We start from the raw sequence: 24,923 nt of genomic DNA on the forward strand, positions 1-24,923 counted from the left end.
CGGCCGGGCCGGCGAAGATCGCTGGCCCGGCCGTTGCCGTCATTCCGTCATTCTGCGCGTTGTCCCTTCAGGAAATTCACCATCAGATCAAGCTGCGCGTCGAACATGTCGATGCCGCTCTGCGTCGTGCATCCGATGGAGCGGGCGTGCGCGAGCAGCGGCGTGATCTCCGGCACCGTGATCACGTCGCCCACATGCATGGCGGAGGACAGCCGTGCAATGTCGACCGGTGGTGGGTCGCCGCTGCCCATCCCCGACGGGGTGGCGTTCACGACGATGTCGGCCCCGGCGGGATCGGGCGATCCGACACGCGAGGCAGTCCAACCCGCCCGATGAAGCCGGACGATCAGGTCATCCCGGCGAATGGTGTCCTCGTCGTGGATCGCCAGATCGCGGGCGCCCGCTTCCGCCAGCGCCAGGGCGATGGCCCGTCCGGCACCGCCGGCCCCAACATGCAGGACACGCTGGCCGGCCGGGTCGTGGCCGGCCCGCCGCATGGCGGCCAGGAAACTGACGCCGTCGAGCATGTCGCCGTCCCAGGAGCCGTCGGGGTTGCGCCGCATCATGTTGACGGCGCCGAGGAAGCGGGCGCGGTCGCTCAGGCTCGTGCAATGGCAACTGGCGGCGAATTTGTGGGGAACCGTGACGATAATGCCGTCCAGGTTCCGGATCGGCCCCATCGTGTCGATGAAGCGGTCGACATGGTCCGGTGACACATGGATCGGCACGACGATGGCGTCGTGCCCCCGTCTTTGCAGGGCGGCGGTCAGCGACCCGGGCGCCTTGACCTGGGCGATGGGGTCGCCAACGATGACGTAGACGCGGGTTGCCCCGCCGAGTCCCAGTGGCATGGACGCCTGACTCCTTCGGATGATGATCGGGAGGGTGATCGCGTCATGCTGACTGGCGGCTACGGGCCGGCGCCAGCCGGAAATCGTAGGACATCTCGGCAAAGGACGTTGCGATCATTCGGCCATCGGGCGCCCTGCCGGCGGGATGTTCGATCAGATCGACGATGATCGACTCCTTCACACCGAACACCACGTCGGAGGTCAAATAGGGATCGCCGGAAACGAACAGATGGGTGACCAGCGGCTCGAAGCCCGGCGCGGCGATCATGAAATGGACGTGGGCCGGCCGGTAGGGATGGCGCCCCTGCAACTCGAGCATCGCCCCGACCGTCCCATCATGGGGGATGGGGTAGGAGACCGGGCGCACCGACCAGCACCGGAAGCGTCCGTCCGCGTCCGTCCGCAGCCGACCCCGCCCGGCACGCATGTCCGGCTGCTGCTGCACATCGTAGAAGCCCTGGTCGTCGGCATGCCAGATGTCGACGACGGCGCCGGCCAGCGGCCGTCCGTCGGCCGCCGCGACGGAGCCGTGGATCAGCATCGGCAGTCCCGACATCTCGCCGGACAGGTCGGCGCCATTCTCGAACGGCGGCGGGCCTTCGACATAGAAGGGGCCGAGCACGGTCGTGTCGGTCGCCCCCTGCGGATGGCGATGGTTCACCGCGTCCACCAGCATGGAGACGCCGAGCGCGTCCGACAGAAGGATGAACTCCTGCCGGGTGTCGCTGCAGAGCTGTCCGGTCCGGGTCAGGAAGTCGATGGCCGCCCGCCATTCCTCCTGCGTCGGTTCGATTTCCCGCACCAGGGCGTGCAGATGGCGGACCACCGCCTCGCTGATGCGTCGCAGGCGTGGATCGGCCGTCGTCTGCATGCGGTCGAGCACGGTCCGGGTGATGGCATCCTCTCGGGTGTCGAGCATCGTTTTCTCCCCAAAGGCGATGGCGGCCGCAAGGCCTCTGCGTCAGGGTGTGATCGGGGCCTCGCCGGCCCAGGCACGGGCCAGCAGGGTGCGGATGGCATTGCGTTCGACGGGCCGCGGGTTCCAGTAGGGGGACTGGACGGCCAGATCGGCGGCATGGTCGATGCCGGACTCCGGCATGCCGAGCGCACGCAACGCTGTTGGCGCGCCAAGGCGCCGGGCGAAGCTTTGCAGGGCGTTGCCGGCCTGTGACTCCATCTGCGGCCCGTCGTTCAGGATACCGGCGAGCCGTCCGGCCATGTCGGGAGCGGCCTCGGCGTTGTAGGCGACGGCATGGGGAAGCAGCACGGCGTGGGTTTCCGCGTGCGGCAGGTCGAAGGCGCCGCCGAGCACATGGCAGAGCTTGTGATGAAGGGCCATTCCCACCGACCCCAGGCAGGCGCCGCCGAGCCAGGCCCCGTATAGGGCGTCGGTGCGGGCGACGGGATCGGCCGGGTCGGCGGCGACGCCCGGCAAGGCGCGGACGAGGGCGCCGATCGCCTGTTCCGCCATAATCGAGACGATCGGATTGCGGTCCTGGGCATACAGTGCCTCCACCGCATGGGCGATGGCGTTCAGGCCGGAGGTGACCGAAAACGCAACCGGCAGACCAAGGGTGAGGGCGACGTCATATATCGCGACCGCCGGCAGGATCGCGCCGCTGCGCCGGGTGGTCTTGATGCCGTTGTCGGTCTCCCCCAGGATAGGGGTCATCTCCGATCCCGCGTAGGTGGTAGGGACCGCCAAATGGGGCAGGCCGGTGCGCACACCGATGGCCTTCCCAAGGCCGATGGCCGAGCCGCCTCCGAGCGAAACCAACCCGTCGATGCCCTCCGCCGTGACGCGGGCCAAGGCCATTTCGGTCACCGCGACCGGCGTGTGCATGACCGCCGCGGGATGGACGCCGGCGGCCCGCTTCCCAAGCAGCTCCGCGAGCCTCTCCGCCTGGTCACGCTGTTGTGCGGTCGAGAGGATCAGAACCCGCTTGAGGGCGAGACGCTCGACCTCCTCCGGCAGCCGGGCAAGGGTGCCGTCGCCGAATATGACCCGGATCGGCAGGCCGTTGTAGACGAAGCCGTCCCTCATGCGACGGCCCACCCTTCGCCCTCCGCGAGTGCCGCGCCACCGTCGAGCCAGCCGCGCCCGCGCCGGTAGAGGGCCTGGACCTCGGGTCCGTCGATGCCCGGCATGTCCGGCTTGACGTCGTAGCCGATGGAGGTCTGGAGATAGGCGAGGTGACGGTAGCCCTCGGGGAAGCGAGCGAGCAGGGCCGGATCGAGGTCAAGGCTGGCCCCCGGATCGACGGGGTCGAGACGGTCCTTCTCGTAGATGGGCTGGCGCAGGACCATGCCCCATCGTCCCTCGCGCTTTTCCAGGAAATCGTAGAAGCGTCCGGTGCAGACGACGTCGCAGCGGACGCCATGGACGTCGGCACGCTGGGAGATCGTCATTTTGGTCTGGGTGACGGCGCGATCGCCGGAAAGGTCCACCGACATGCCACCCAGGAAATGGAGGATGCGCACACCGCGCTCCCACCCTTTGCGGTTGACGGCGATGAACTCCTCGAAGCCGCCCTGGAACCAGGTGGCCATCATGCGGCCCTCCGGGTGCCAGACGGTGCGGAAGCGCTCCCAGTCGCCGGCATCGCGCCACAGCGCCCAGTTCTCGATCAAATCGCGCAGGGCAAGCCGGTCCTGTTGCTCGTCGGTCATCGTTTCTGATCTCCTGAGCCGCCATGCGTCCGGCATCGCGGCGGTTCTTGAATGGAAGGGAAGGAAGCCGGTACCTGTCCGACGGATCGCCAAGCCCTTTGTCAGCCGGCTCTCCGGGAAGCGGGGTGCCGCTCCAGGAAGCGTCGCAGGGCACCTCCTGCGACGCGGCCGTGTTCGGCCGGCGGGAGTGCCGTCAAACGCGCATTGGGCGCTTCGAGGCTGAGCGTGATGTCGCGGGGAAGCTGCGCGAGTAGCGTATCGAGCGGCAGTTCCCCCTCTCCCGGCAGGAGCCGGGTGGTTCGGGCCTCCCTGCGCAGGTTCTCCACGGTCTGTGGCGCGCGCAGCGGGGCGTCACAGATTTGCATGTAGGAGAACAGCGACGGGGGAAACGCGGCCAGCTCTGCGGGGACGCTTCCGGATCGGAAGAATTGCAATGCGTCAATCAACACCCCCGCGTCTGTCCCGCTGTCGCGGATGAGGGAAAGCGCCTCGGCCGGGTTGCGGATCGTGGTGTAGGTGATGAACTCCAGCATGGTGCGCAGGCCCAGGGAGCCGGACAGCTCGCACAGGGCTGTGAAGTTGTCGAGCAGCCGCGTCCGGTCCGTGTCGAAGCCGACGACCAGGAGGTGACGTGCCCCGAGCCTCGCGCCGGTTTCGATCGCCGGGCGCAGAGCCGCGACATCGGTGTCCGGCGCTAACCAGACGGCCTCGATATCCAGCACCTGCACGCCGGTGTCGCGCAGCCTGCGCTCGATGGCCCGCACGGCCGCCTCATCGCCCACGACCGGCACCAGTGGGTCGCCGGGCCGGGGGGCGACAAGACGGAGACCACAGAAATCGAACCCGCCGGCAGCAGCGGCCTCGATCAGGTCCACCGGGTGAGTGTCGATCCGGCATAGGTGGTGAAAGGACAGCAATGGCATCGGAGGATCACCGGTCGGAGTCGGAGAGGGTGGGCGTCCGCCGCAGTTTGTACCACTACATGAACTAGTTTTCAAATAGGAACTTTGGCGTTTGGGGGTGGTGCGCCTTCCTTGGAAAATTCACGTGTGAAAATGACTCGCGTGCAGGTTTCTCAGGGCTGCCATCATACTGCGCGATGTGGATGTGAGGCTCGATCGAACGAATTGCCCGGAAACTCTCTGCGGGTCGGAACATGCCGCCTTGTATCGCCACGACCGGGGCGGTGGCGTTGACAGCTCCGGCTTCTCCATGGTAGCGATAGGGTAATACACATATGTGAATGGATTCTTCTGAGATGAACGGCGATGACCGGGCGACGGTGAAATCTGCGGATCGGGTGCTGACCCTGCTGGAGCTTCTCGGACGCTGGGACCGCGAGATGTCGCATACCGAAATCGCCGACGCGATGGGCATCCCGAAGAGCAGCCTCACCCAGCTGCTGCGCACTCTGGTGGCGCGGGAGTATCTGGCCTATTCGCCGCTGACCAAGGGGTACTGCCTGGGCCGGGCGATCCGCCGTCTGGCCGACCGCAGTTCGCAGAGCTATGACCTTGTCGAGTTGGTGAAGCCGCTGCTGGAGGAAATCACCGCGACGACCAACGAATCCTCGGCGCTGAACATCCTGAGCGGGGACGAGGCGAAGGTGGTGGCGGCGGTGAATAGTCCGATGCGGCTGTTGTCACACATGCGGCTGGGCGATCTGGCGCCGCTCTATGCCACGTCGGGCGGCAAGGTCATCCTGGCCTTCCTGCCGCCCGACATGCAGGAAGAGTATTTGAAGCGGGTGGAACTGGTGCCCGCGACCCACAAGACGATCCGCAAGATCGCCGACCTGCGGGCCCAGTTGCAGACGATACGACGGGAGAACCTTGCCTATTCGTTCGAGGAGTTCACCGAGGGGATTGTGGGCATGGCCTGTCCGATCCTGGACGATCAGGGGACGGTGCTCGGCTCCATCAACGTGGCGATGCCGGCGGTGCGCTACAGCTCCGCCGCGCGCGACCGGACGGCGGCGGTGCTGGAAAAGGCTGCATCTGCCGTCTCCCAACAACTGCGCCGGACACCGTCAACTTGACGCCGAGCGCTCCATCGTCCTGATCATGGCACACCCTGGAGGGCATTGAATTCGCCGCCCTGCAATGGGTCACTCAAACAGAGGACGCCGCGATGGCGGCGTGGCTCAGCCACACCAGCCAACGGGATACCGGGCGCGGTTCAGGGCCGATACATTTCAGTTGTTCGCTTGGACAGGAGATCGACAATATCCTGTGTCGTGCCGGTCTCGCCGAGTTTGGGGAAAATTCGATCGAGGCTGTTGACGTGCGCTTCGGCACTGAGATCGGTCATGGCGTCGATGGCGAGGGTGACGTTGAAGCCGAGTTCATGGGCCTGGCGTGCGGTTGATTCGACGCCGATACTCGTCGCTACGCCGCAGACCACAATCTGGGTGACTCCGGCGGATTTGAGGTATTCTTCAAGATCGGTTTCGGTAAACGCTCCCCATGTTCTCTTGGACACGAGGTGATCCTGCGGCTGCCGATTCAATTCCGGCAGCAGTTCGGACCAGTCAGGCGGGAGTGCGCCGCTGAAATGGCTCTGCTCCGTCCGGCCGGGCGCCGCCTCCACGACGTTGACCAGGACCACGGGAAGATCGTGTTGGCGGAAGATGCCGGCCAAACGGGCGGCGTTCTCCAATATGTTCGTAAAGGGATGAGCGACGGGCATCGATGCCATGATTTTCTGCAAGTCTATGACAATCAGCGCTGTTCTGGAATCGAGTTGTGTTACAGTCATAATGGCCTCTAGAAGGTTGAAGTTGGCCTGCTGCGCACCGACACCCCTCGGCGCTTGGCCAAGGCGTCAGGAAGCGGCAAGCTTCAGGATAATCGGGAGAGTTCAGTCCTCCTGCGCTCCGAGTGCCGATGCGGTTTCCTCCGCCAGCAGCCCGAACAGTCCGCTCAAGTCACCAACCCGCTCCAGTCCCAGCACTGCCTCGACGATCCGCTCGCAACGGTTGGCCGGAACCACCGATTCGCATAGGGTGCGGAACTTGGCGACAATGTCGCCGTTGGAGATCGCCTCGGAGAAGCGAAGGCCCTGCTCCACCTCGCGCGCCGATCCGTCGGTAAGCGCGATGCGCAGTCGGCAGCCCAGCTTCTTGTGCGGTCCGCCCTGGAAGCTCCCGTCCTCATGCATCCGGATCCTGGGGATTAGGGTCCAGAGATCGTCGGACGCGATCCGGTCCGCCGTGTACTGCGAGATCATCGCCTTGCCGTCGACGGCTGCGACCGCGGCTGTATAGGCAAGGCTCATCTGCGCACCGATGGAGGTCAGGGGCCGTTCCACCGGAAAGGCGCCGTGATGATAGACGCCCTTGCCGACCCAGACGTCGATGCTTTCAACATCTTCCGGCTGGAACGGACACTCCGCCAGCATTCCGCGGATCGCGTCGATGGTGGAATGCAGGCCACCCATAGCAGCGTGGAACTTGACGACGATACGCTCCGTCTCCCAACGCTCTCCCAGATCGGCGGCGACCTGCGAGGCGTCGGGATCGTGCCCCTCGCCGAAGGCGGCGAGGAAACCACCATAGTCACGCTCGAACACCCGCTTGATCCCGGTGTAGCCGTCGGCGGCGAGCCAGGCGGCGCCGAGGCCGGCGCGGGCGGCAAAGCCATGGTGCTGCGCTTGCACATTGCCTCGAACTGTGCGGCCATCAAGCCGCCCGACTAGGTTCCCGACATGCCGAGCGCATCCTCGAACCCGGCGGGATCGAGGCGGAGCAGCGTTCCGGCCGCAGCAGCGGCGGCGTGGGTACCGAACACCGCTCCGGAATGCCATCCGCGCGACAGCATCTCGATTCCATGCAGGCCGAGGCCGACGCGCGGTCTGACCTCGAATCCGGCGATCGCTCCCTTGAGGAAGTCGGCGCCGGTGACCCGCCCACCACGCTTTCCATTCGCCTGGGCGCAGGCCAGCAGCGCCGGCGGCACGAGCGACGCGCTGTACAGTGGGGCGAAGGGATGGAAATCGTCCAGCTCGAAGCCCTGGATGAAGGTGCTGTTCAGCAATGCTGCGAGCGGCGGCGGCACCCCGCGGTTCCAGCCGATCATTTGGGCAGGTCCGGATCCTTCCAGGCGGCAAAGCGACTCCACTGCACGCCGCGACCAGGGCAGCCGGGCGCCGACCAGGGCGCAGCTGATCCCGTCGAGTAGAAGATGGGTCGCCCGCTGGCGGACACGCTCCGGCACATCCTCCAGCCGCAGGCTGGCGAGCCAAGCGGCGAGGCGCCCGGTCGGGCCAGCCGGATCGGTGGCGGCGCGGTCGGATCGGATTTCGTGAACCGAACTCATGCGGCGTCCTTCCGGATGCTCGGGATCGCCCAGGGGCGACGCAGGGCGTCGGCACGTTCCCAGGCGGCGATCTGGTCGATGCAGCGTAGGGTCAGGCCCAGCTCGTCGAGCCCCTCCAGCAGGGTTTCCCGCTGCATCGCATCGAGCATGAAGGTGTGCCCCGTTCCGTCGGGGGCGGTGAGGGTGCAGGTCTCCAGATCGACCGTCAGCGGGGCGCCGTCGGCCGCCTGCACGGCGAGCGCTTCCACCGTCGCCTCGGGAAGCACGACCGGGAGTACACCGTTCTGGATGCAGTTGGAGAAGAAGATGTCGCCAAACGATGCAGCGACCACGCAGCGCAGCCCGGCCTCCTGCAGCGCCCAGACCGCGGCCTCGCGGGAGGAGCCGCAGCCGAAGTTCGCTCCGGCGAGCAGGATCGACGCTCCACGGAACTGCGGTCGGGACAACACGAAATCGTCGCCGTGCAGCGCCTCCAGCGCGAAGGGACCGAGCTGGCCGCGGGCGTACTGGGTCAATCGGTCGATCCGGATGATCACGTCGGTATCGATGTCGCGGCGCATCAATGGGGCGGCGGGGCCGGTGACGCTTTTGAACGGCTGCATTGCTTCAAAACCTCCGGACATCGGAGATCGCTCCGGTGACGGCTGCGGCGGCGGCCATGGCCGGGCTTGCCAGATGGGTGCGGGCGCCCGGTCCCTGACGGCCGACGAAGTTGCGGTTGGAGGTGCTGACCGATCGGGCGCCCGGCGGCACCTGCTCGCCGTTGGCCGCCACGCACATGCTGCACCCCGGCTCGCGCCATTCGAACCCGGCGGCGCGGAAGACCTCGTCCAGCCCCTCCGCCTCGGCCGCCCGCCGCACCGCTTCTGAGCCCGGCACCACCCAGGCGCGGACGGTGGGGGCGACCCGGCGCCCGCGGGCGATGCGCGCGGCGTCCCGGAGATCGGACAGCCGGGAGTTGGCGCAGGAGCCGATGAATACCCAGTCGATCCTGGTCCCCTCCAGCCGCTGGCCCGGCTGCAGCCCCATGTAGTCGAGCGCGGCCTGCCAAGCGGCACCTCTGGTCGGGTCGGGCGCGCGTGCAGGGTCCGGTACGCTGCCGTTCACCGCCACCGCCTGATCGGGCGAGGTTCCCCAGGTGACGGTCGGCGGCACCTCTGCCAGATCGAAGCGAACCTCGGCGTCGAACACCGCATCATCGTCGGTCTGCAGGCTGCGCCAGTCGGCCAGCGCTGCCTCCCATGCATTGCCGGCAGGGGCGAAGCGCCGGCCGCGGACATACTCAATGGTCCTGTCGTCGGGGGAGCACAAAGCGATCTTGGCGCCCAGTTCGACCGACAAGTTGCACAGCGTCATCCGACCCTCGACCGGCAGGTTGGCGATGCCCGGCCCGGCATGCTCGATGGCAAAGCCGGTGCCGGCCGAGGCCCCGAGCGTGGCGATGACGTGCAGAGCCAGATCCTTCGCCGTGACCCCCGGCGCCAGGGAACCGTGATAGGTGATGCGCATCTGCCGGGGCTTGCGCTGCCGTAGCGTCTGGGTCGCCAGGACATGGACCAGCTCCGACGAACCGATGCCAAAGGCGATCGCCCCCAACCCGCCGTTGGTGCAGGTATGGCTGTCGCCGCAGACCAGGATCGTGCCGGGCAGGGTGATGCCGAGCTCGGGGGCCATCACATGGACGATGCCTTGCCCGTCCCGCCCAATGTCGAAGAAGGGGATACCGAGCTGGCCGCTCCGCTCCTTCAGGCCGGTGTAGAGTGCAGCCCCCCGGCCATAGCTCGTTCCGGTGCGGCCGGGGGCGCTGCTGACCGCGTGATCGGCCGTGGCGAAGCAGAGGTCGGGACGGCGGACCGTCAGGCCGCGGGCTTCGACCTCATGCAGTCCGCCGGTTCCCGACAGGTCGTGCAGAAGATGACGGTCGATGTGGAGCAGGGCCCAGCCGTCGCCCAGGTCGGCGACGACATGGCTGTCCCAGATGCGGTCGAACAGGGTGCGGGGCATCGTCGTCACTCCGCAGCCTGGGCGTACCGGCGGCGCAGGCGGTCCCATTCCGGCGCGCCGAGCCGGCCGAACAGTTCACGGACACTTGGCCCGGTGCTGGAATCGACGGTCTCCGTTTCCGCGAAGGCGGCAAGCGCCGTGTCGAAGGCGCGGATGGCGGCGGTGATCAGCAGGCCGGGCAGGATGGCGACCCGGAACCCCATCTCCGCCGCCTGGGCCATGGTCACGTCGGGGGTCCGTCCGCCGGGGACGATGTTCAGCAGGCAGGGACCCTTGACCAACTGCGGGATCGCGGCAACCTCCTCCAATGACTGGGGCGCCTCGACGAAGGCGAGGTCGGCCCCGGCGGCCAGCGCCAGATTGGCGCGGGCGACCGCCTCGTCCAGACCGGCGACGGCACGGGCGTCGGTCCGCGCGATCACCACGAAGTCCGGCGACCGTCGTGCCGCGGCGGCGGCGGCAATCTTGGCGGCGAATTCCTCGCGGCCGATCACCTCCTTGCCGTCGAGGTGGCCGCAGCGCTTGGGCATCACCTGATCTTCGATGTGGAGCGCCGCAACGCCGCGCATCTCGTATTCGCGCACCGTCCGGGTGGCGTTCAGCTCGTTGCCGTAGCCGGTGTCGGCATCGGCGATGACCGGCACGCCGGCCGCGGCCGCGATAACACCGGCCGCTTCGGCCATTTCCGTTAAAGTCAGCAGGCCGTAATCCGGATAGCCGCGAGCGGCCGACACGCAGGCGCCCGTCATATAGACGGTCTCGAACCCGGCCTGGACTGCCAGCCGGGCGGTGATGCCGTCGTAAACGCCGGGAGCGACGAGGAGCCCGCCGTCGCGAAGCTGTGCCCTGAGGGTGTGAGCCATTGTCATAAGTTCTGTCCCCTGCATCGGACTTGAGCTATCGCATGTTATGACTTATCCGAAACATGCTGGCCCTACGTATCACATAGTATGATATCGAGCAAGGAGATATTATGATTAGTCGCTCCGATGAGGCCGCTGCCGATGCCAAGCCGCTCTATGTGCGGGTGCAGCAGAACCTGCGCGATGCCATCAGGGCCGGTGTCTTCGCCCCCGGTTCGCTGCTGCCCAGCGAGAAGGAACTGGAGGACGAGCACAAGGTCAGCCGGATCACCGTCCGCCGTGCCCTGGAGGAGTTGGAACGCGAGGGCTTGATCGAGCGCGGCCGGGGCCGGCAGGCCCGTGTTGCCCCCCTGCTGACTGCCGCCGTCAACACCCGGATCGAGGAGGAACTCGCCTCCATCCTGCAGATCGGCCGCGGCATGGAGGCGGAGGTGCTGTCCTACGCCTGGCGCATGCCCACCGCACAGGTGGCCGAGGCGCTGGAGGCTCCCGCCGACGAGCCGGTTCTCCAGGTGGAGCGCGTGCGGCGCCGGCGGGGTCAAGCCATCCTTCATACGATGGCCCATGTGCCGGCGGCCATCGGCGCGATGCTGCCGCGTGAGGCGCTGGTCAAAACGACGATGCTCGACCTCCTCTCTGCCCGTGGCATCCAGCCCAGCAGCGTCGAACAGGAGATGCGCGCCGCCCCATGCGATGGGGAAGTGGCGGCCCTGCTCGGGCTGGAACCGGGAGCGCCGGTCTTCATCCTGGACCGGCTGGTGCGCGATGGAAGCGGACGGCCGATCCAGCGGATGATCGCCACCTTCCGTTGGGATTCCTTCCGCTACCGCATCTCATCTAGCAAGCTCGGCGACGGGCGGATGCTGGAATTCGAGGCGGCGGGGCGGATCGACTGAGGTGCCGCTCAGGGCATAACGCCAATAATCGATATGTTATGATGCATCGTTCCTGCTGCCTTATCACAGCGGAGGCGCGCCGGGGCATATTCATGTCTGGTGTCCCCCCTGGAGATTTGGAACGGCTGCGGCCGGACGCTGGAATCCTGGCGGCATCCTGTAGATGCGCAACCAAGTCAATGCGGTGCAGTCGATCGTCAACGCCGTCTCGATTCCGGTGATGACCGATGGCGACACCGGGTGAGGCAATGCGCTGAGCACCTTCCATATCGTTCGCCGGATGGAGCCCGCCGGAGCGGCCGGAATCAACATCGACGACCAGAAGTTTCCGACGCGTTGTTGCCACATAAACGACAACGCGCTGATCCCGGCGAAGGAGATGGCACCGAAGGTTCGCACCGCTGCGGCCGGGGCGGACATTGGGCAGGCGCTCAACATAGTATAATAAGATGTTGCATGTTGTGATGATAAATGCTATGCCTAGCGAACAATGGAGGCCCCGGATGAAGAGCGCCTTGTCCTTCGGGGCGGGGGGCGGCCGCAGTCACCTTCGGCATTCCGGAACAACCGATGGGAGGGAAGCATGACTCTCGCCGACCATGGAGCAGCGTTCCGCAACAGCGGGAATCGCGTTCGATGATGCCCGGGCCAAAGCCGGAAACGTCCGTCGGTGCGCCCCCGCAGCCTCCGGCGCGCGGAGTTCGGCTCCACACCGAAAACGCGGTGACGGCTTCGCTGATCCGCTTTGAAGGGTTCAGCGACAAGATCATCAAATAAGGGAGTAGACGATGCGCTCGACCATGATGGACGTGCCGCTGATGGTTTCCTCAATCCTTCGCCATGCCGCGCTCTATCACGGCGATACCGAAATTGTTTCGCGCACGGTCGAGGGGCCGCTTCATCGCACGACTTATGCCAAGACCTGGATGCGCAGCCAGCAACTCGCCAATGCGCTGGCTGCGCTTGGATTGGGACGCGGTGACCGGGTCGGGACACTGGCGTGGAACGGCTACCGGCATCTGGAAATCTACTACGGGGCGTCGGGAGCAGGCCATGTCTGCCACACCATCAACCCGCGCCTGTTCCCCGACCAGATCGCCTACATCATCAACCATGCGGGCGACCGGGTCCTGTTCGTCGAGCTGAGCTTCGTCGAGATGCTGGAATCGATCGCCGATCGGCTGACCGGGGTCGAGGCGATCGTCGTGATGACCGACGCCGCCCACATGCCGACATCCCGCAGGCTTCCGACCCTGCTCTGCTACGAGGATCTGCTGGCCGTCCAACCGGACAGGTTCGATTGGCCGCAGCTCGACGAGAACGAAGCGGCTGCGATGTGCTACACCTCGGGCACCACGGGTGATCCCAAGGGGGTGCTCTACAGCCACCGCTCCATCGTGCTGCATGCGATGGCGGTGTGCATGCCGGACGTATTCGCGCTGGGCGCAGGCTCGGTTGCGATGCCGGTGGTGCCGATGTTTCATGTCAACGCCTGGGGCCTGCCCTATGCCGCACCGCTGGTCGGGGCCAAGCTGGTCCTGCCCGGACCGAAGCTGGACGGGGCTAGCCTGCATGAGCTGATCATCGAAGAGGAAGTGAGCTTTACCGCCGGCGTGCCGACCATATGGATGGCGCTGCTGGACTGGGCGGCGGCCAACGACAAGTCCTTTGGGCTTTTGAAGCGCGTGGCTGTCGGCGGTTCCGCCTGTCCGCCCGCGATGTTCGCACGGTTCCGCGACCACAAGGTCGAGGTGCTGCATGCCTGGGGGATGACCGAAACCAGCCCGGTCGGTCTCGCCAACAGCCCGAAGCCGAACCGGCCGATATTGACGTCCGAGCAGGAGGTCGCCCTCTCCGCCAAGCAGGGACGCCCACTGTTCGGCATGGAGTTCCGGGTGGTCGGCGTCGACGGGACCGAGATTGCCCATGACGGCATTGCGTTCGGCAACATGCAGGTGCGCGGACCCTGGGTGGCCGCCGGCTATTTCCGTGGAGAGAGCGAGGCCCCTCAAGCCCCGCCTGACTGGTTCGAGACCGGCGACGTGGTGACGATGGACGCCGACGGCTACGTCCAAATCGTCGACCGCTCCAAGGATGTCATCAAGTCAGGCGGGGAGTGGATCAGCTCGATTGACCTGGAAAGCATCGCCATGGCTCACCCCGCGGTGCAGGAAGCGGCGGTGGTGGCCCATCCCGATGAGCGGTGGAGCGAGCGTCCGCTGCTGGTGGTCGTGCGTCGCCCGGGTTCAACGCTGACGGAACGGGAAGTCCTGGCACATTATGAGGGTAAGGTGGCCCGGTGGTGGATTCCCGATCACGCGATTTTCGTCGACGAATTGCCGCACACCGCGACGGGAAAGCTGCTCAAGGCAAGAATCCGGGAACTTTACGGCAAACCATCCTTCCGTGTGACAGTCGGCTGATGAATTGCTTTTCCACGGCTGAATGGTTGTGATCCGGTGGCGTGATTAGGATCATTCACAGGGCATCGTCAAGTTGGCGTCTGGGTGGGTTGCCTGAGAGGCGCCGGCTGGGTATGAGGCCGGCATGACGGCCAAACGACTGCTGCGCTGAGCGAGTCCTCACCGTCGACACGTGGTGCGAAGTCTGCAGCATCAAGCAATCCGCTTGGCCCGCACCTGTCCTGTTCGCTGTCAGTCTCGCCTGACCCTTGGCTCACGCCCAGCAATTTGACTGCCGCTTCGCCGCGGCGCGCTCGCAGGCTACTTCGAGCCTGTCCAGGCCGGCTTCCGACCGCGCCCTTACAGGAGAGCTGGCCGGACATCCGTTGCAACGAACAAAGCAGCTCAAAAACAAACCTAAGGAGGGCATGCCATGAGTGGAAACGCCAAGCTTTTGATCGCCATCTGGGTCATGCAATTCGTGAATTACGCCGACCGAGTGGTGGTGAGTTTCGCCGGCCCGTCAATGATGAAGTCCCTCAGCATCGACACCGATACGTTCGGGATTGTGCTGTCCTCTTTCTCCCTGGGGTACCTGCTGTCGCAAATACCCGGGGGAATCATAGCTGACAAATGGGGAGCCCGCGCCGTCGTGATCGTCGGTCCACTCTTCTGGGCGCTCTTCACGGGTCTGACCGGCTTGGTGTCAACGGTCGCTGCACTGATCGCGGCGCGGCTGTTGTTCGGCGTTTCCGAGGGATTGTCGAACGCTGCGACGTACAAGCTGATCGGCGACAACTTCGCCGCGGAGGATCGCCCAAGAGCCATGTCGATATGGGTGACTGCGCTCGCCATCGCGCCTGCGCTGACGGGACCCGCTGTAGGCATGCTGCTGACGTCGTTCGGCTGGCATGAGGTGTTCTTGCTGCTGGCGATCCCTGCACTGGCGGTGGCGGCGGTCAACTTCGCGCTGGTGCCCTCGGTCGGTCCGCAAGCGCAGAACAAAGAGAACCGGGCCACCAACGCCGGCTTCCGCAGTGTGCTCAGCGAGCCGTCGCTTTGGCTCATCTGCGGTGCCTACGGCTTCTGGAGCATCGCATACTGGGGGTTCCTAGGCTGGATGCCAAGTTATCTGGCTTTGGAACGCCACATCGATATCAAGGGCGCCGGCATTCTCGGCGGTCTCCCTTACGTGTTCGGGCTTTGCGGCGGACTCGCGGCGGGTTGGGCGGGAGCCAAGATCGGAAGTCGCGGGCGCCCCTACTTCCTGGCGGCCGTCTATCTGTTGGCGTGCCTGGCACTGTTCGGAGCTTTCGCCTCGGCGACACTCGCTCTCTCAGTGGCGTCCCTCTCGATCGCCGGCCTCTTCATGTACGCCGGACTGGCCACCTACGGCGCTGTGGTGCTCGACCTCGCTCCCGGCCGCGCGCGCGCAGCGTATGCCGGAGTCGTCAGCACTGCGGGCCAGATCGGGGGGACCCTGGCTCCCACGGCCATCGGTTACCTAGTGAAAGCCACCGGCAGTTTCGGCGCCGGATTCGCATTCATGAGCGCCTCTTTGTGCATCGCGGCCGTGTGCGCTCTCGCGCTGGTCCCGATCAAGGCCAGACAGCAAGGGCGGATCGCAGCCCAAGTCGTGAACTGAAAACACTCACAGAAAGTTGGAGGATCATCCCATGGCAGTCATCGACGTGCGCGGGGACGCGGAACGGGTGTTCAACGCCCTCAAGGACGGAGGCATCGCGATATTCCCGAACGACGTGGGCTACGCGTTGATGGGCGGCTCCGAAGATGCGGTGAAAAGGATCAACTCGGCCAAGGGACGGGGAGGACACAAGCGGAATGCATTCCTGTGCGGATTGGACACGCAACGTGAATTGCACGTCCTTGATACGCGTTCACGGGAGATGATCGAGGCGATCACGTCCGACTACGATCTGCCGCTGGGGGCCGTGGCGCCGTTCGACCCCGGACATCCGATGCTGCGGAACGTGCCGTCTGGTCTCCTGGCCACCAGCACCGCCCACGGAACCCTGGCAATGCTGCTGAACGCTGGTCCCTTGTTCCGCGAGATCTGCCGGCTCAGTCGGGACAACCTGCACCCGATCTTCGGCTCCTCCGCCAACTTGACGGGGACTGGGCCGAAATTCCGCGTGGACGACATCCAGCCGGAGATTCAGGAAATCGCAGACATCACCGTCGACTACGGTATCCGCAAGTATCATACATACAAGCGCTCTGCCACGATCATACGCTTCCCCGAGCTTGAGGTTGTTAGGATCGGATCGTGCTACGAACTCGTCGCCGACGTCCTGCGGCGTCACTTCAAGGTCGAACTGCCTGAAGACCCGGGAACGAACGCGAACCCATCCGGTCACCTGCAGGAGTTCGCTTTGCCCGATCTCTCGGCCAGGTGAACAGTCCCATGCGGCGGACTCGGATACCTGAATGAAATCCTGGATCGCATGGTCATGGTGAGCGGCTATCTCGCAAGCCGCCTCGCCTACCTCTTTGATCTTACCGCAGGTCGACGGCTCTTGCTCACTTTGCCTGGATGATCTGAGTTGCGGTGGCGAGCAGAATACAATCACTCCCCTGCGAGCACGATCACCCCAGCCACGATGATCGCCGTTCCAACCAGGCGGCGAACGGTCATCGGCTCACCGAGCACCCACCAGCCGGCGAGGGCGACGAGAGCAAAGCCGAATGCGAGAAAAGGATAGGCGAACGACGCATCCGCCCTGCTCAGCACCCGCAGCCAGACGAGCAGACTGAAGCCGTAGCAGGCGAGCCCGCCGAGGATGGCCGGATGCCGGATGATCATGACAAGGCTGTCGATTGCCGACGCATCGCTTGTGCCGAATCCCTGCCGGGCGCCCCACCGCAGCATAATCTGTGCGGACGCGTTGAGCGTCACGCTGGTCAGGATCAGACCGAGCAATATGGTGCGGCTCACGGGAGGCGCACCATACCGCCGGGAGAAGCAGGGGCGAGATGGGCAAGCTCCGTCATGCCCTCGGCGAAGCCAACACATGGATGCCAATCGAACCGGCGGCGCAAGAACGAGGAATCGGCGGTGATGTGGCGCACATCGCCCAGCCGGTACTGTCCGGTCACCACCGGCGGCGGGCCGTCCAACGCCCTGGACAGCGCCTCGGCCATGTCACCGACCGTTCGCGGCGTGCTGGATCCGACATTGTAGGCGGCCACGCCCTCCGTCTGCCCTTCGCAAGCGGCGACGGTGGCGGAGGCAACGTCGCGGACATGCACGAAGTCCCGTCTCTGCCGGCCATCCTCGAAGACCCGCGGCGCCTCGCCGCGCCGCAGCGCGGAGGTGAAGATGGAGGCGACGCCGGCATAGGGGGTGTCGCGCGGCATGCCCGGCCCGTACACATTGTGATAGCGCATCATCGCGACAGCACCGCCGGTCGAGCGCGCCCAGTTGGCGGCGTAGAACTCCTGCGCCGCCTTGCTGGTGGCGTAGGCGTTGCGCGGGTCGAACGGCGTGTCCTCGGCGACGAGCAGGCTTTCGAGCGGCTGGCCGCAGAGCGGGCAGGGCGGCTCGAACCGTTGCTGTGCCAGAGCGCTTTCCAGCCGCGGGGCCGGCCGTACCCGTCCATGCTCGGCACAATGGCCGAAACCCTCGCCATAGACCACCATCGAACTGGCGAGCGTCAGACGGGATACGCCGGCGCGGGCCATCGCCACCAGAAGCTCGGCCGTGCCGACCTCGTTGGAGGAGGCGTAGTCGGGCATGTCGCCGATGGCGACGGCCAGCCCGACCTTCGCAGCGAGATGAACGACGGCGTCGATGCCAGCGACGGCCTTGTCGAGTATCGCGGCGTCCCGCAAGTCGCCGATCAGTGCCTTGACGCCGGCCGGCGCCGTCCAGGCCGGTGGGGTGGGGTGCACGTCGGGACGCAGTGAGTCCAGGACGCGCACCTCGTGGCCCCGGCGCAGAAGCTCGGCCAGCACATGCCCGCCGATGAAACCGGCCCCGCCGGTGAGGAGAACGCGCATGCTCTTTTTACCTTCGAACGATGGTCTGCGCCGACCGGCCTTCGGCGTTGGCGGGCTCGACGTTGGCGGGCTGCCGCCACGCAAGGCGGAGGAAGGTGGTTCCGATCTTCCAGGCGGCGGACAGGCTGGCGGCGAGGTCGCCGGACACCTTCGACCGGCCGCCGCGCCGGCACCGGTGATCGACCGGGATTTCCCGGCAGCGCAGGCCGGCCGCCGCCCGCATCTGCATCTCCAGGTTCCAGCCGTAGGTTTCCTCGGTCATGCCCAGCGCGCGCAGGCGGTCGACCCGCATCGCGCGCAACGGCGACATGTCGGTGAAGCGGACCCGGTAGGTCAGCCGCAGCAGCGCCCCGGCGATCCGCCCCGCCACGATCTGCTGCGGCGTCATCGAGCCGCGCTCGCGTCGCCCGCGCAGGCGCGAGCCCATGACGAAGTCCGCCTCGCCGTCGGCGACCGGCCGGATGACTTGCAGGATGAAGGCGGGCACGTCGCTGCCGTCGCCGTCGAGGAAGCAGACGATCTCCGTTCCGGGGCGGACGGCAGCCAGCCCGGCGGCGCAGGCGCGGCCGTAGCCGCGCACCGGCTGGAGCACGACACGGGCGCCCGCCGCGGCGGCCCGCTCGGCGGTCCGGTCGGTGGACCCGTTGTCGACGACGATGACCTCGCCGACGCCCTCGGCCATCACCTCCCGCACCACGTCCGCGATGGAGTCCTCCTCGTCGAGGCAGGGGATGACGACGGCCACGCTTTCAAGCGGTTGCGCGCCGCTCATGACGCCATCACCGTCTGGCGGCGTCGCACGAACGCGCGGGTGCGCGGCGCCTCCGGCACCGGCCGACCCGCGGCGGAGAAGGGCGGTGGCCGGCCGTCGAGTTCGTCCTCCAGCATAGCGTAGGACCGGGCATCGTCCACGTCGTACCAGGGATCGAGCGAGATCACCGGAACGCCGATCGTACGCGCCCGTTCAAGCGTCAGATTGTAGACCGTGTCGGTGCTCCAGGGGATGTCCGCGAACAGTTCGGGATGGGACCGCGACAGGCCGATGAGCGTGTAGCCGCCGTCGAGCGCCGGACTGATGACGGCGTTGTCGCCGGACTTGAGCGCCTGGACCGCGGCGCGGAGGATGTGGCGCGGCAGGGTCGGGCTGTCGGAGTTGACGAGGATGGCGCCGGCATGGCCCTGCGCCAGAAGGTCGGTGATGCCCTGGTCCAGCCGCCGGCCGAGATCGCCCTCGCCCTGGGGCACCAGCCCGAAGCCGTCGGGAAGCAGGTGCCGCAGCTCCTCTTCGGAGCCCACCGGGGTATAGACCGCATAGCCGGGCGCGTCGCCGCCCTCCGACAGGCCGGCGATGGTCGCGGCCAGATCGGCGATGAAGCAGCCGGAGATTTCGGCACACTCCTCCGGCGGCAGAGGCGGCGACAGCCGGGTCTTGGACTTGCCGGGGCTCGGCGTCTTGCAAATGATGGCCACCGCTATGGTCGTCATGGGTCGGGTCTCCGCCGGAATGAGGGAGGATTGATCAGCGGATGGGGTCGAGCGCCTGCTCCAGGTCGCCGAACAGGTCGTCCGGGTCTTCGAGCCCGACCGACAAGCGCAGCAGATCGTCGGGGCAGGGCGATCCTTGGCCCTCGATCGAGGACCGGTGCTCGATGAGGCTTTCGATGCCGCCGAACGAGGTCGCCCGCCGCCAGAGATGGACATTGGCCGCCACCTTCACCGCCGCCGCCGCTCCGCCCCTGACGCGGACGGACAGCATGCCGCCGAAGCCGCCGGACATCTGGCGGGCGGCGATGGCGTGGTCGGGATGGTCGGCAAGGCCGGGATAGAGCACGGCGGACAGCGCCGGATGGCTGGCCAGCCGGCCGGCCAGGGTTGCGGCGCTGCGGCTCTGCTCGCGCACCCGCAGGTCGAGCGTCCGCAGGCCGCGCATCAGCAGCCAGGCGTCGAACGGACCGGGCGTCGTGCCGTGCTGGTCGCGGATGGCCGCGATCCGGTCCCACAAAGCCGATGGGGCCGATGCTGCTAGGGCGCCGGCAACCACATCGGAGTGGCCGTTGAGGTATTTGGTCGCGGAATGCATGACGATGTCGGCGCCGCAATCGAGCGGCCGGGTCAGCACCGGCGTCACCGCCGTGGAATCGACGCAGACCAAGGCACCCGCCCGGTGCGCAAGTTCGGCGACGGCGGCGATGTCGGTGACGGTCCAGAGCGGGTTGCTCGGCGTTTCGATCCAGACGATGCCGGTGCGGCCCGGCCGGATGGCGCGGCCGACGGCGTCGAGGTCGGCCATGTCGGCGAAGGTCACCTCGTGCCCGTAGCGATGGGCCTCGGCGAGCCAGACATGCAGCCCCCAATACATCTGCCGCGGAGCGACGATGTGGGTGGGCGATGCCGCCAGGAACAGGGTGGTGGCGGCCGCCATGCCCGAGCCGAAGAGCAGCGCCTCGCGGGCGTGTTCCAGGTCGGCGATCTGACGCTCCGCCTGCTGGACCGAAGCGTTGTCCTTGCGCCCGTAGACATGGCCTGAGCTGTAGCCATTGTCCGCGTCGCGCATGTAGGTGGCGCTTACGTCGATGGGTGGCGTCAGCGAGGCGGCCAGAGAACGGCCGGCGCCCAGGGCCCGCGCCGTCAGCGTGCGGGGCATCGGTGTGCGTGGCGTCAAGATTGGGGGCCTCAGGATGTTGCTCCGGTGGTCGCCGATGGGGGGTGAAACGGGTGGCTCATGGGAGGAATACGGTGGTTGGCGGCCCGTCGTTACAGCCCGGTCGGATTTATTTCAGGACCGGGTTCAGTCATCCGTTTTACGGGGTACGGCAATGTAGATCCGCCACAGGCCGAGTTCGGCCTCCGCGAAGCGGTAGAAGGGGCTTGCGGCGAAGGGGTCATGGCTCCAGGCACCGTCCAAGACCGTGACCACCACCACGTCGCAGCGATGGGTCCGTGCGAGCGCCCGGATATCGTCCGGCGTGCCGTCACCGGCGAAGACCCGCCGGAATTGGTCGGCGATCGCCGCCCGCCGCGCGGACGACAGGGCGGCGAAGGCGATGGCCAGCTCGTTCCCGGCGAAACAGGAGCGGCGGTCGGCGAACAGCGCCCAGGACAGGTTCACCGGCCAGGGCGTCATGTCGGCGAACAAGACGGGGTTGTTTGCGACCCGGGCGTCGGGCGGCGCATGGCGCCGGACCGCCTGCCACAGGGCCGGGGAGCGCGCGAACGCGGCGGCCGAGGGGGAGGGCTTGCCCGCCAGATTCTCGGCGGCGAGGCGCAGCCCGTCGGGCAGCGTCGCCGTCGCGGCGGCCATCGCCAGGACCAAAGGGAGCGCCGCCCGCCGCTCCACGCAGCGGGCCAGCCCGGCGCCGGCGGCGGCGGTCAGCACCATCAGGCCGGGCAGCACGGCGCGCCAGCCGAGATCGTTGTTCACACCGGTTGTGCTGACGAGCAGCCAGCCCGTGCCGAGGCTGGCTGCCGTCAGGATGGCGAGGGCGCGGACGAGCGGCCCGTCCGGCCACGCGTCCGGCCACGCATTCGGCCGTGCCGCCATCCGCGCGAGCATGATGGCCCCCGCGAGATAGACGAGCGGAAACTCGACGACCAGCAGCACCAGCCAGTAGGCCGGCACGTCGAGCGCCCGGCCGAGCGGTTGGGGCAGGGCAGGCCCCAGCACTTCGAAGGGATCGATGGCGATGAGACGGCCGCCGCCTCGGGCGACGGCGCTGCGATACTGCTCGACCAGGAGCGGGGAGGCGATGGCGACGGCGACGACCGCCGCGACGCCGCCGAGCAGGAGGAAGGTTCCCGCCCCGCCCGCCGGGCGGGAGCGTGCCAGGAAAAGGGCGCATCCGGCGGCCGCCAGGATGAAGACCACCCCGCCGACCCAGATCGAACTCTGGTACGCCGCCGCCGCCAACAGCGCCAGGGTGGCGGTCGCGAGCGCTCCGGGCCGCCGGGCGAGCCGGACCATGAGCATCACCGCCACCACGACGCAGCCCGCGGCCTGGACATGGTGTGGACTCCAGCTCGTCTGGAACAGCCATCCGGCGAGTCCGGTGGCAGGCTGGAGCCAGTGTGGGAGCGTCTCCTCACCGGCCATTGCGGCCAGGACCGGCCGCAGCGAACCCAGCCCGCTGAGGCCGATCGCGAGGAAGGGGGCGAGGGCGCGGCCGCTGAATCGACGGGCGAGCCCGGCCATCAGCAGCAGGGTCGAGAAGGCGGTCAGCCAGCTTGCCGCCGCGTCGGCCGCCCAGCCGGTCGCACCGGTTAGCTGGGCAAGCTGTGCGGCGCCGAACTGCCAGAGATAGTAGTAGGCGACCCCGGCCGGCGCCTCCGCTCCGCCATAGACGGGGTTCATCGGGGGAACCCCCTCCCGGACGATCTGGTCGATCAGCGCGATCTTCGCGTGATCGAAGAGTGCCGGCGCCACCGCGACACCGTCGCCGACGAATTTCGGCAGCACCGCAAGCGCCGGTCCAGCCGCCATGACGGCGGCGGCGAGACAGACCCACAGGGTGTGAGGCGGGATGCGATGGTCGCTCCCGCTCCCGTCTCGGCGGACCCTCAGGAGCCCGGCCGCACAGATCAGGACCACGGCGCTAACGGTCGCAACGGGCGAGAAGCCGACGACGAGCGAGAGCAGCAGGGCCAGGGCGTTCTGCACCGCCCAGCCCAGGACAGGCGCCAGCGCCAAGGCGATGGTACGGTCGAACGCCAGCGACCGCGCGAGCGCGTAGCCGCTGGCCATCCACAGGACAAGGCCGGTCGCGATGCAGAGGGCGGCGAGGGACAGCGAAGGCACGATTTATCCGGCTTCCGGCATGGTCAAAGCCCGCTGAACCAGTTGAAGCCCTGCTTCTCCCAGAAACCGGGTGAGTAGCTGTTGGTGACCTCGATGGCACGGATCCATTTCGGGTTCTTGAAGCCGAGCTTCACCGCCGTGCGCAGGCGCAGAGGAAAGCCGAAGGGATCGGTGATCGGCTCGCCCGCGTATCTGGTGGCCAGGATGGTCTGGGGGTGCAGAGCCGAGGGCATGTCGATGCTCTCCATGTAATCGTCGTTCCCGTGGAAGACGACGTATCTGGCGCTCAGATCCGCCCCCACCCGTGTGAGGAAGTCGCGGAGGTTGGGTCCCGACCACTGGCCGATGTAATCCCAGCCCTCGACGCAGATGTGCTTGATGATTTCTTCCTGTTCCGGCAGGGCGTAGATCCGCTCCAGGCTCCAGGGCCGCTTGTCGGCGATCAGTCCGCTCAGCTCCAGGTTCCAGCCGTCGATGTCGACCGGCTTCAGGTCCTCGATCTCGTAATAGGCGTTGAAGCGCGGCGGCTTCACGACCTGGGACGCGGCATAGGTCGGTGCCAGCTTGTTCGGATCGAACAGCAGGGCCTGGACCCCATCGTTGAAGCCGGACACAGCCCGGAGAACGGTTTGGACGGCATCGCGGTCGGAGATGTTGCAGCCGGTCAGCATCGTCAGGGCGCCGAGGCTGAGGGTGCCGCGCAGCAGCTTGCGACGGTCGATCGTCTCGACGAGTCCGCGCTGTTCGGTGAGGACGCTCTGGTCCGGTCCGCGTTGCGGCCGGAAGAGCGAGGTGAAGGGGCGGCGCAGAGGCATGGTCGGCATCCGTCACGGGTTCGAGGCTTGGGAGGGCGTCACCGGAGGCTCCCGGTCGGCATCGAGGCGCGGCCCGCCGGTCAGCATGCCGAGAAGGGTCCGCGGCACCAGGATCGCCAGCGAGACATGGACCAGGACGAACAGCACGATGGCCGTCATTCCGGCGAAATGGGCCAGACGCGCCCCCTGGAAATCGTAGAAGAGCGACACGAGGAAAGAGAATTGCACCGGTTTCCAGATGGCGAGGCCGGAAACGACCTGAAGCGCCACCACGAGGATCACGCCGACATAGAGACTCTTTTGAACGGCGTTGTAGTGCGTGAGGTCGGTGTGGTTGAGGCGGAATCTCAAGGCGGCCACGGTCTCACGGACCAGGTCACGCGGAGATATCGGGAAGAACAGCCGGCGGAACCGGCCGGATAGGACGCCGTAGGTCAGATAGGCGATCCCGTTCAGCACCAGGATCCACATGCCCAGGAAATGCCATTGCAGGGCGTGCTGCGCCCATATGCCCAGCACAATCTCCTCGGGGAAATGCAGGAATCCGAACAGAACCTCGTCATTGTAGATTTTCCATCCGCTCATGATCATGAGAATCATCGCCGCAGCGTTCGTCCAATGCATCAGCCTGACCGCAAGAGGATGCATAAATCTGGAAGATTTCATTTTCGGCATCCCTCATGTTTACATATGAGATATTTTCTTTTCTACATCGAATATTGACGAATATCCGTAGTTGATCTATTTTTTTGTTCAAGTCTTCCAGTTTTCCATGAGGCATCATCATGCGATCCACCATGGCTGTTCTTTTTCTCGCTGCGATGACTCTGGGCCCGATCCGAAGCCCGGCCCATGCCGACGATGCCAAGCCCAGGCGAGCGGAGGGGGGAGCGCACACCCAGACGCAGCCCGAGGCGGACGGCTCGACGCCGGAGGAGCGGATGAAGCGGCGCTTCCCGCAGAAAGTCCGGGTCGGCGATCTGCGGGGGCTTCCCCTGCTCGACGAGGACGACCGTACGCTTGGCCATGTGACTGACGTTGTTCGGATGCCGAACGGCAGGATCGTGCTGGTATCGCGGTGCGACGACTGGTTCGGCCATGGCGGGCGTCTGGTCGGCATCCCCATCGAGACGGTGGCGATCCTCGCGCGGCACCTGAATGTGCTGGACATTCCCAGGAAGGATTTCCCCTCGCTTCCCAGCTGGAAAGAGGCGGACGGCACCGTGATTGCCGACGACGACATCATCCGCATCGCCATTTCCCGCCGTTGAGGACGGGCGTCCCTCGTTGCGCC

27 protein-coding genes are annotated in these 24,923 nt (G+C 66.6%); 6 read left to right on the forward strand and 21 right to left on the reverse strand.

Annotation, left to right across the window (positions count from 1 at the left end):
- Positions 1-47: 47 nt before the first annotated feature.
- The 5 genes from ABNQ39_RS26920 to ABNQ39_RS26940 all read right to left on the reverse strand — a co-directional run bounded on the left by ABNQ39_RS26920 (position 48) and on the right by ABNQ39_RS26940 (position 4,444).
- Entirely contained in the window at positions 48-851 is an 804-nt protein-coding gene (locus ABNQ39_RS26920; protein ID WP_376964226.1) for a shikimate dehydrogenase family protein, read from the reverse strand.
- Between the two features lie 43 nt (positions 852-894).
- Positions 895-1,770 carry an intradiol ring-cleavage dioxygenase gene (locus ABNQ39_RS26925; protein WP_376964229.1) on the reverse strand — a complete coding sequence of 292 codons (876 nt, stop codon included), beginning with the start codon at positions 1,768-1,770 and terminating at the stop codon, positions 895-897.
- 42 nt (positions 1,771-1,812) lie between these two features.
- The gene (locus ABNQ39_RS26930) at positions 1,813-2,907 is read right to left on the reverse strand and encodes a maleylacetate reductase (protein ID WP_428846417.1); all 1,095 of its coding nucleotides are present in this window, start codon (positions 2,905-2,907) and stop codon (positions 1,813-1,815) included.
- On the reverse strand, positions 2,892-3,521 hold the full coding sequence (locus ABNQ39_RS26935) for a nuclear transport factor 2 family protein (protein ID WP_376964232.1): 630 nt from the start codon (positions 3,519-3,521) through the stop codon (positions 2,892-2,894). Before ABNQ39_RS26935 ends, ABNQ39_RS26930 begins: the two co-directional genes overlap by 16 nt.
- A gap of 101 nt (positions 3,522-3,622) precedes the next feature.
- Positions 3,623-4,444, reverse strand: coding sequence for a sugar phosphate isomerase/epimerase family protein (locus ABNQ39_RS26940; protein WP_376964235.1), 822 nt, complete (start codon positions 4,442-4,444; stop codon positions 3,623-3,625).
- Positions 4,445-4,779: 335 nt separating this feature from the next.
- On the opposite strand from ABNQ39_RS26940, the gene ABNQ39_RS26945 reads away from it, so the two are divergent.
- Positions 4,780-5,559, forward strand: a complete 780-nt coding sequence (locus ABNQ39_RS26945; RefSeq protein WP_376964237.1) for an IclR family transcriptional regulator — start codon at positions 4,780-4,782, stop codon at positions 5,557-5,559.
- Positions 5,560-5,699: 140 nt separating this feature from the next.
- Here the strand turns inward: ABNQ39_RS26945 and ABNQ39_RS26950 are convergent, their stop codons facing one another.
- The 6 genes from ABNQ39_RS26950 to ABNQ39_RS26975 all read right to left on the reverse strand — a co-directional run bounded on the left by ABNQ39_RS26950 (position 5,700) and on the right by ABNQ39_RS26975 (position 10,704).
- Positions 5,700-6,278, reverse strand: a complete 579-nt coding sequence (locus ABNQ39_RS26950) for a cysteine hydrolase (protein WP_376964240.1) — start codon at positions 6,276-6,278, stop codon at positions 5,700-5,702.
- A gap of 102 nt (positions 6,279-6,380) precedes the next feature.
- Positions 6,381-7,178, reverse strand: coding sequence for an MmgE/PrpD family protein (locus ABNQ39_RS26955; RefSeq protein WP_376964243.1), 798 nt, complete (start codon positions 7,176-7,178; stop codon positions 6,381-6,383).
- Between the two features lie 35 nt (positions 7,179-7,213).
- Complete coding sequence (locus ABNQ39_RS26960) at positions 7,214-7,837, reverse strand: MmgE/PrpD family protein (RefSeq protein WP_376964245.1); 624 nt, start codon at positions 7,835-7,837, stop codon at positions 7,214-7,216.
- Complete coding sequence (gene leuD, locus ABNQ39_RS26965) at positions 7,834-8,439, reverse strand: 3-isopropylmalate dehydratase small subunit (RefSeq protein WP_376964248.1); 606 nt, start codon at positions 8,437-8,439, stop codon at positions 7,834-7,836. Before leuD ends, ABNQ39_RS26960 begins: the two co-directional genes overlap by 4 nt.
- Before the next feature lie 4 nt (positions 8,440-8,443).
- Positions 8,444-9,841 carry a 3-isopropylmalate dehydratase large subunit gene (gene leuC / locus ABNQ39_RS26970; RefSeq protein ID WP_376964251.1) on the reverse strand — a complete coding sequence of 466 codons (1,398 nt, stop codon included), beginning with the start codon at positions 9,839-9,841 and terminating at the stop codon, positions 8,444-8,446.
- Positions 9,842-9,846: 5 nt separating this feature from the next.
- Positions 9,847-10,704 carry an isocitrate lyase/PEP mutase family protein gene (locus ABNQ39_RS26975; protein ID WP_376964254.1) on the reverse strand — a complete coding sequence of 286 codons (858 nt, stop codon included), beginning with the start codon at positions 10,702-10,704 and terminating at the stop codon, positions 9,847-9,849.
- A gap of 110 nt (positions 10,705-10,814) precedes the next feature.
- Here ABNQ39_RS26975 and ABNQ39_RS26980 point away from each other — a divergent pair, with 110 nt between their 5' ends.
- Positions 10,815-11,600 (forward strand): GntR family transcriptional regulator, encoded by a 786-nt coding sequence (locus tag ABNQ39_RS26980; protein ID WP_376964257.1) that lies wholly within the window; start codon positions 10,815-10,817, stop codon positions 11,598-11,600.
- Positions 11,601-11,690: 90 nt separating this feature from the next.
- Here ABNQ39_RS26980 and ABNQ39_RS26985 read toward each other — a convergent pair whose 3' ends face one another.
- Positions 11,691-12,020: a hypothetical protein gene (locus tag ABNQ39_RS26985; protein ID WP_376964260.1), complete on the reverse strand. Its 330-nt coding sequence runs from the start codon at positions 12,018-12,020 to the stop codon at positions 11,691-11,693.
- 368 nt (positions 12,021-12,388) lie between these two features.
- Here ABNQ39_RS26985 and ABNQ39_RS26990 point away from each other — a divergent pair, with 368 nt between their 5' ends.
- The 3 genes from ABNQ39_RS26990 (at position 12,389) to ABNQ39_RS27000 (ending at position 16,419) form a co-directional block, all read left to right on the forward strand.
- Positions 12,389-14,023 (forward strand): long-chain-fatty-acid--CoA ligase, encoded by a 1,635-nt coding sequence (locus ABNQ39_RS26990; RefSeq protein WP_376964263.1) that lies wholly within the window; start codon positions 12,389-12,391, stop codon positions 14,021-14,023.
- Between the two features lie 412 nt (positions 14,024-14,435).
- Positions 14,436-15,647 carry an MFS transporter gene (locus ABNQ39_RS26995; RefSeq protein WP_376964266.1) on the forward strand — a complete coding sequence of 404 codons (1,212 nt, stop codon included), beginning with the start codon at positions 14,436-14,438 and terminating at the stop codon, positions 15,645-15,647.
- A 31-nt stretch (positions 15,648-15,678) separates the two neighbouring features.
- Complete coding sequence (locus ABNQ39_RS27000) at positions 15,679-16,419, forward strand: Sua5/YciO/YrdC/YwlC family protein (RefSeq protein ID WP_376964269.1); 741 nt, start codon at positions 15,679-15,681, stop codon at positions 16,417-16,419.
- Positions 16,420-16,589: 170 nt separating this feature from the next.
- On the opposite strand, the gene ABNQ39_RS27005 is transcribed toward ABNQ39_RS27000, so the two are convergent.
- From ABNQ39_RS27005 to ABNQ39_RS27045, 9 genes are all read right to left on the reverse strand, one after another.
- Positions 16,590-16,958: an EamA family transporter gene (locus ABNQ39_RS27005; RefSeq protein WP_376964272.1), complete on the reverse strand. Its 369-nt coding sequence runs from the start codon at positions 16,956-16,958 to the stop codon at positions 16,590-16,592.
- Complete coding sequence (locus ABNQ39_RS27010) at positions 16,955-18,022, reverse strand: NAD-dependent epimerase/dehydratase family protein (RefSeq protein ID WP_376964275.1); 1,068 nt, start codon at positions 18,020-18,022, stop codon at positions 16,955-16,957. The genes ABNQ39_RS27005 and ABNQ39_RS27010 overlap by 4 nt, the downstream gene beginning before the upstream one ends.
- Positions 18,023-18,029: 7 nt before the next feature.
- Positions 18,030-18,794 (reverse strand): glycosyltransferase family 2 protein, encoded by a 765-nt coding sequence (locus tag ABNQ39_RS27015; RefSeq protein ID WP_376964278.1) that lies wholly within the window; start codon positions 18,792-18,794, stop codon positions 18,030-18,032.
- Positions 18,791-19,507, reverse strand: coding sequence for a TIGR04282 family arsenosugar biosynthesis glycosyltransferase (locus ABNQ39_RS27020; RefSeq protein ID WP_376964281.1), 717 nt, complete (start codon positions 19,505-19,507; stop codon positions 18,791-18,793). The genes ABNQ39_RS27015 and ABNQ39_RS27020 overlap by 4 nt, the downstream gene beginning before the upstream one ends.
- A 34-nt stretch (positions 19,508-19,541) precedes the next feature.
- The gene (locus tag ABNQ39_RS27025) at positions 19,542-20,684 is read right to left on the reverse strand and encodes a trans-sulfuration enzyme family protein (protein WP_376964284.1); all 1,143 of its coding nucleotides are present in this window, start codon (positions 20,682-20,684) and stop codon (positions 19,542-19,544) included.
- Between the two features lie 126 nt (positions 20,685-20,810).
- Positions 20,811-22,814 carry a hypothetical protein gene (locus ABNQ39_RS27030; RefSeq protein ID WP_376964287.1) on the reverse strand — a complete coding sequence of 668 codons (2,004 nt, stop codon included), beginning with the start codon at positions 22,812-22,814 and terminating at the stop codon, positions 20,811-20,813.
- 23 nt (positions 22,815-22,837) lie between these two features.
- Positions 22,838-23,629 (reverse strand): molybdopterin-dependent oxidoreductase, encoded by a 792-nt coding sequence (locus ABNQ39_RS27035; protein WP_376964290.1) that lies wholly within the window; start codon positions 23,627-23,629, stop codon positions 22,838-22,840.
- Between the two features lie 12 nt (positions 23,630-23,641).
- Positions 23,642-24,214 (reverse strand): cytochrome b/b6 domain-containing protein, encoded by a 573-nt coding sequence (locus ABNQ39_RS27040; RefSeq protein WP_376964293.1) that lies wholly within the window; start codon positions 24,212-24,214, stop codon positions 23,642-23,644.
- Positions 24,189-24,428, reverse strand: coding sequence for a hypothetical protein (locus ABNQ39_RS27045; RefSeq protein WP_376964296.1), 240 nt, complete (start codon positions 24,426-24,428; stop codon positions 24,189-24,191). Before ABNQ39_RS27045 ends, ABNQ39_RS27040 begins: the two co-directional genes overlap by 26 nt.
- Between ABNQ39_RS27045 and ABNQ39_RS27050 the strand changes: the two genes are divergently transcribed.
- Positions 24,427-24,900, forward strand: coding sequence for a PRC-barrel domain-containing protein (locus ABNQ39_RS27050; protein WP_376964299.1), 474 nt, complete (start codon positions 24,427-24,429; stop codon positions 24,898-24,900). The genes ABNQ39_RS27045 and ABNQ39_RS27050 overlap by 2 nt on opposite strands.
- Positions 24,901-24,923 lie beyond the last annotated feature (23 nt).

It is taken from the genome of Azospirillum sp. A26 (genome assembly GCF_042604635.1).
Classification (GTDB): Bacteria; Pseudomonadota; Alphaproteobacteria; order Azospirillales; family Azospirillaceae; genus Azospirillum; species Azospirillum palustre.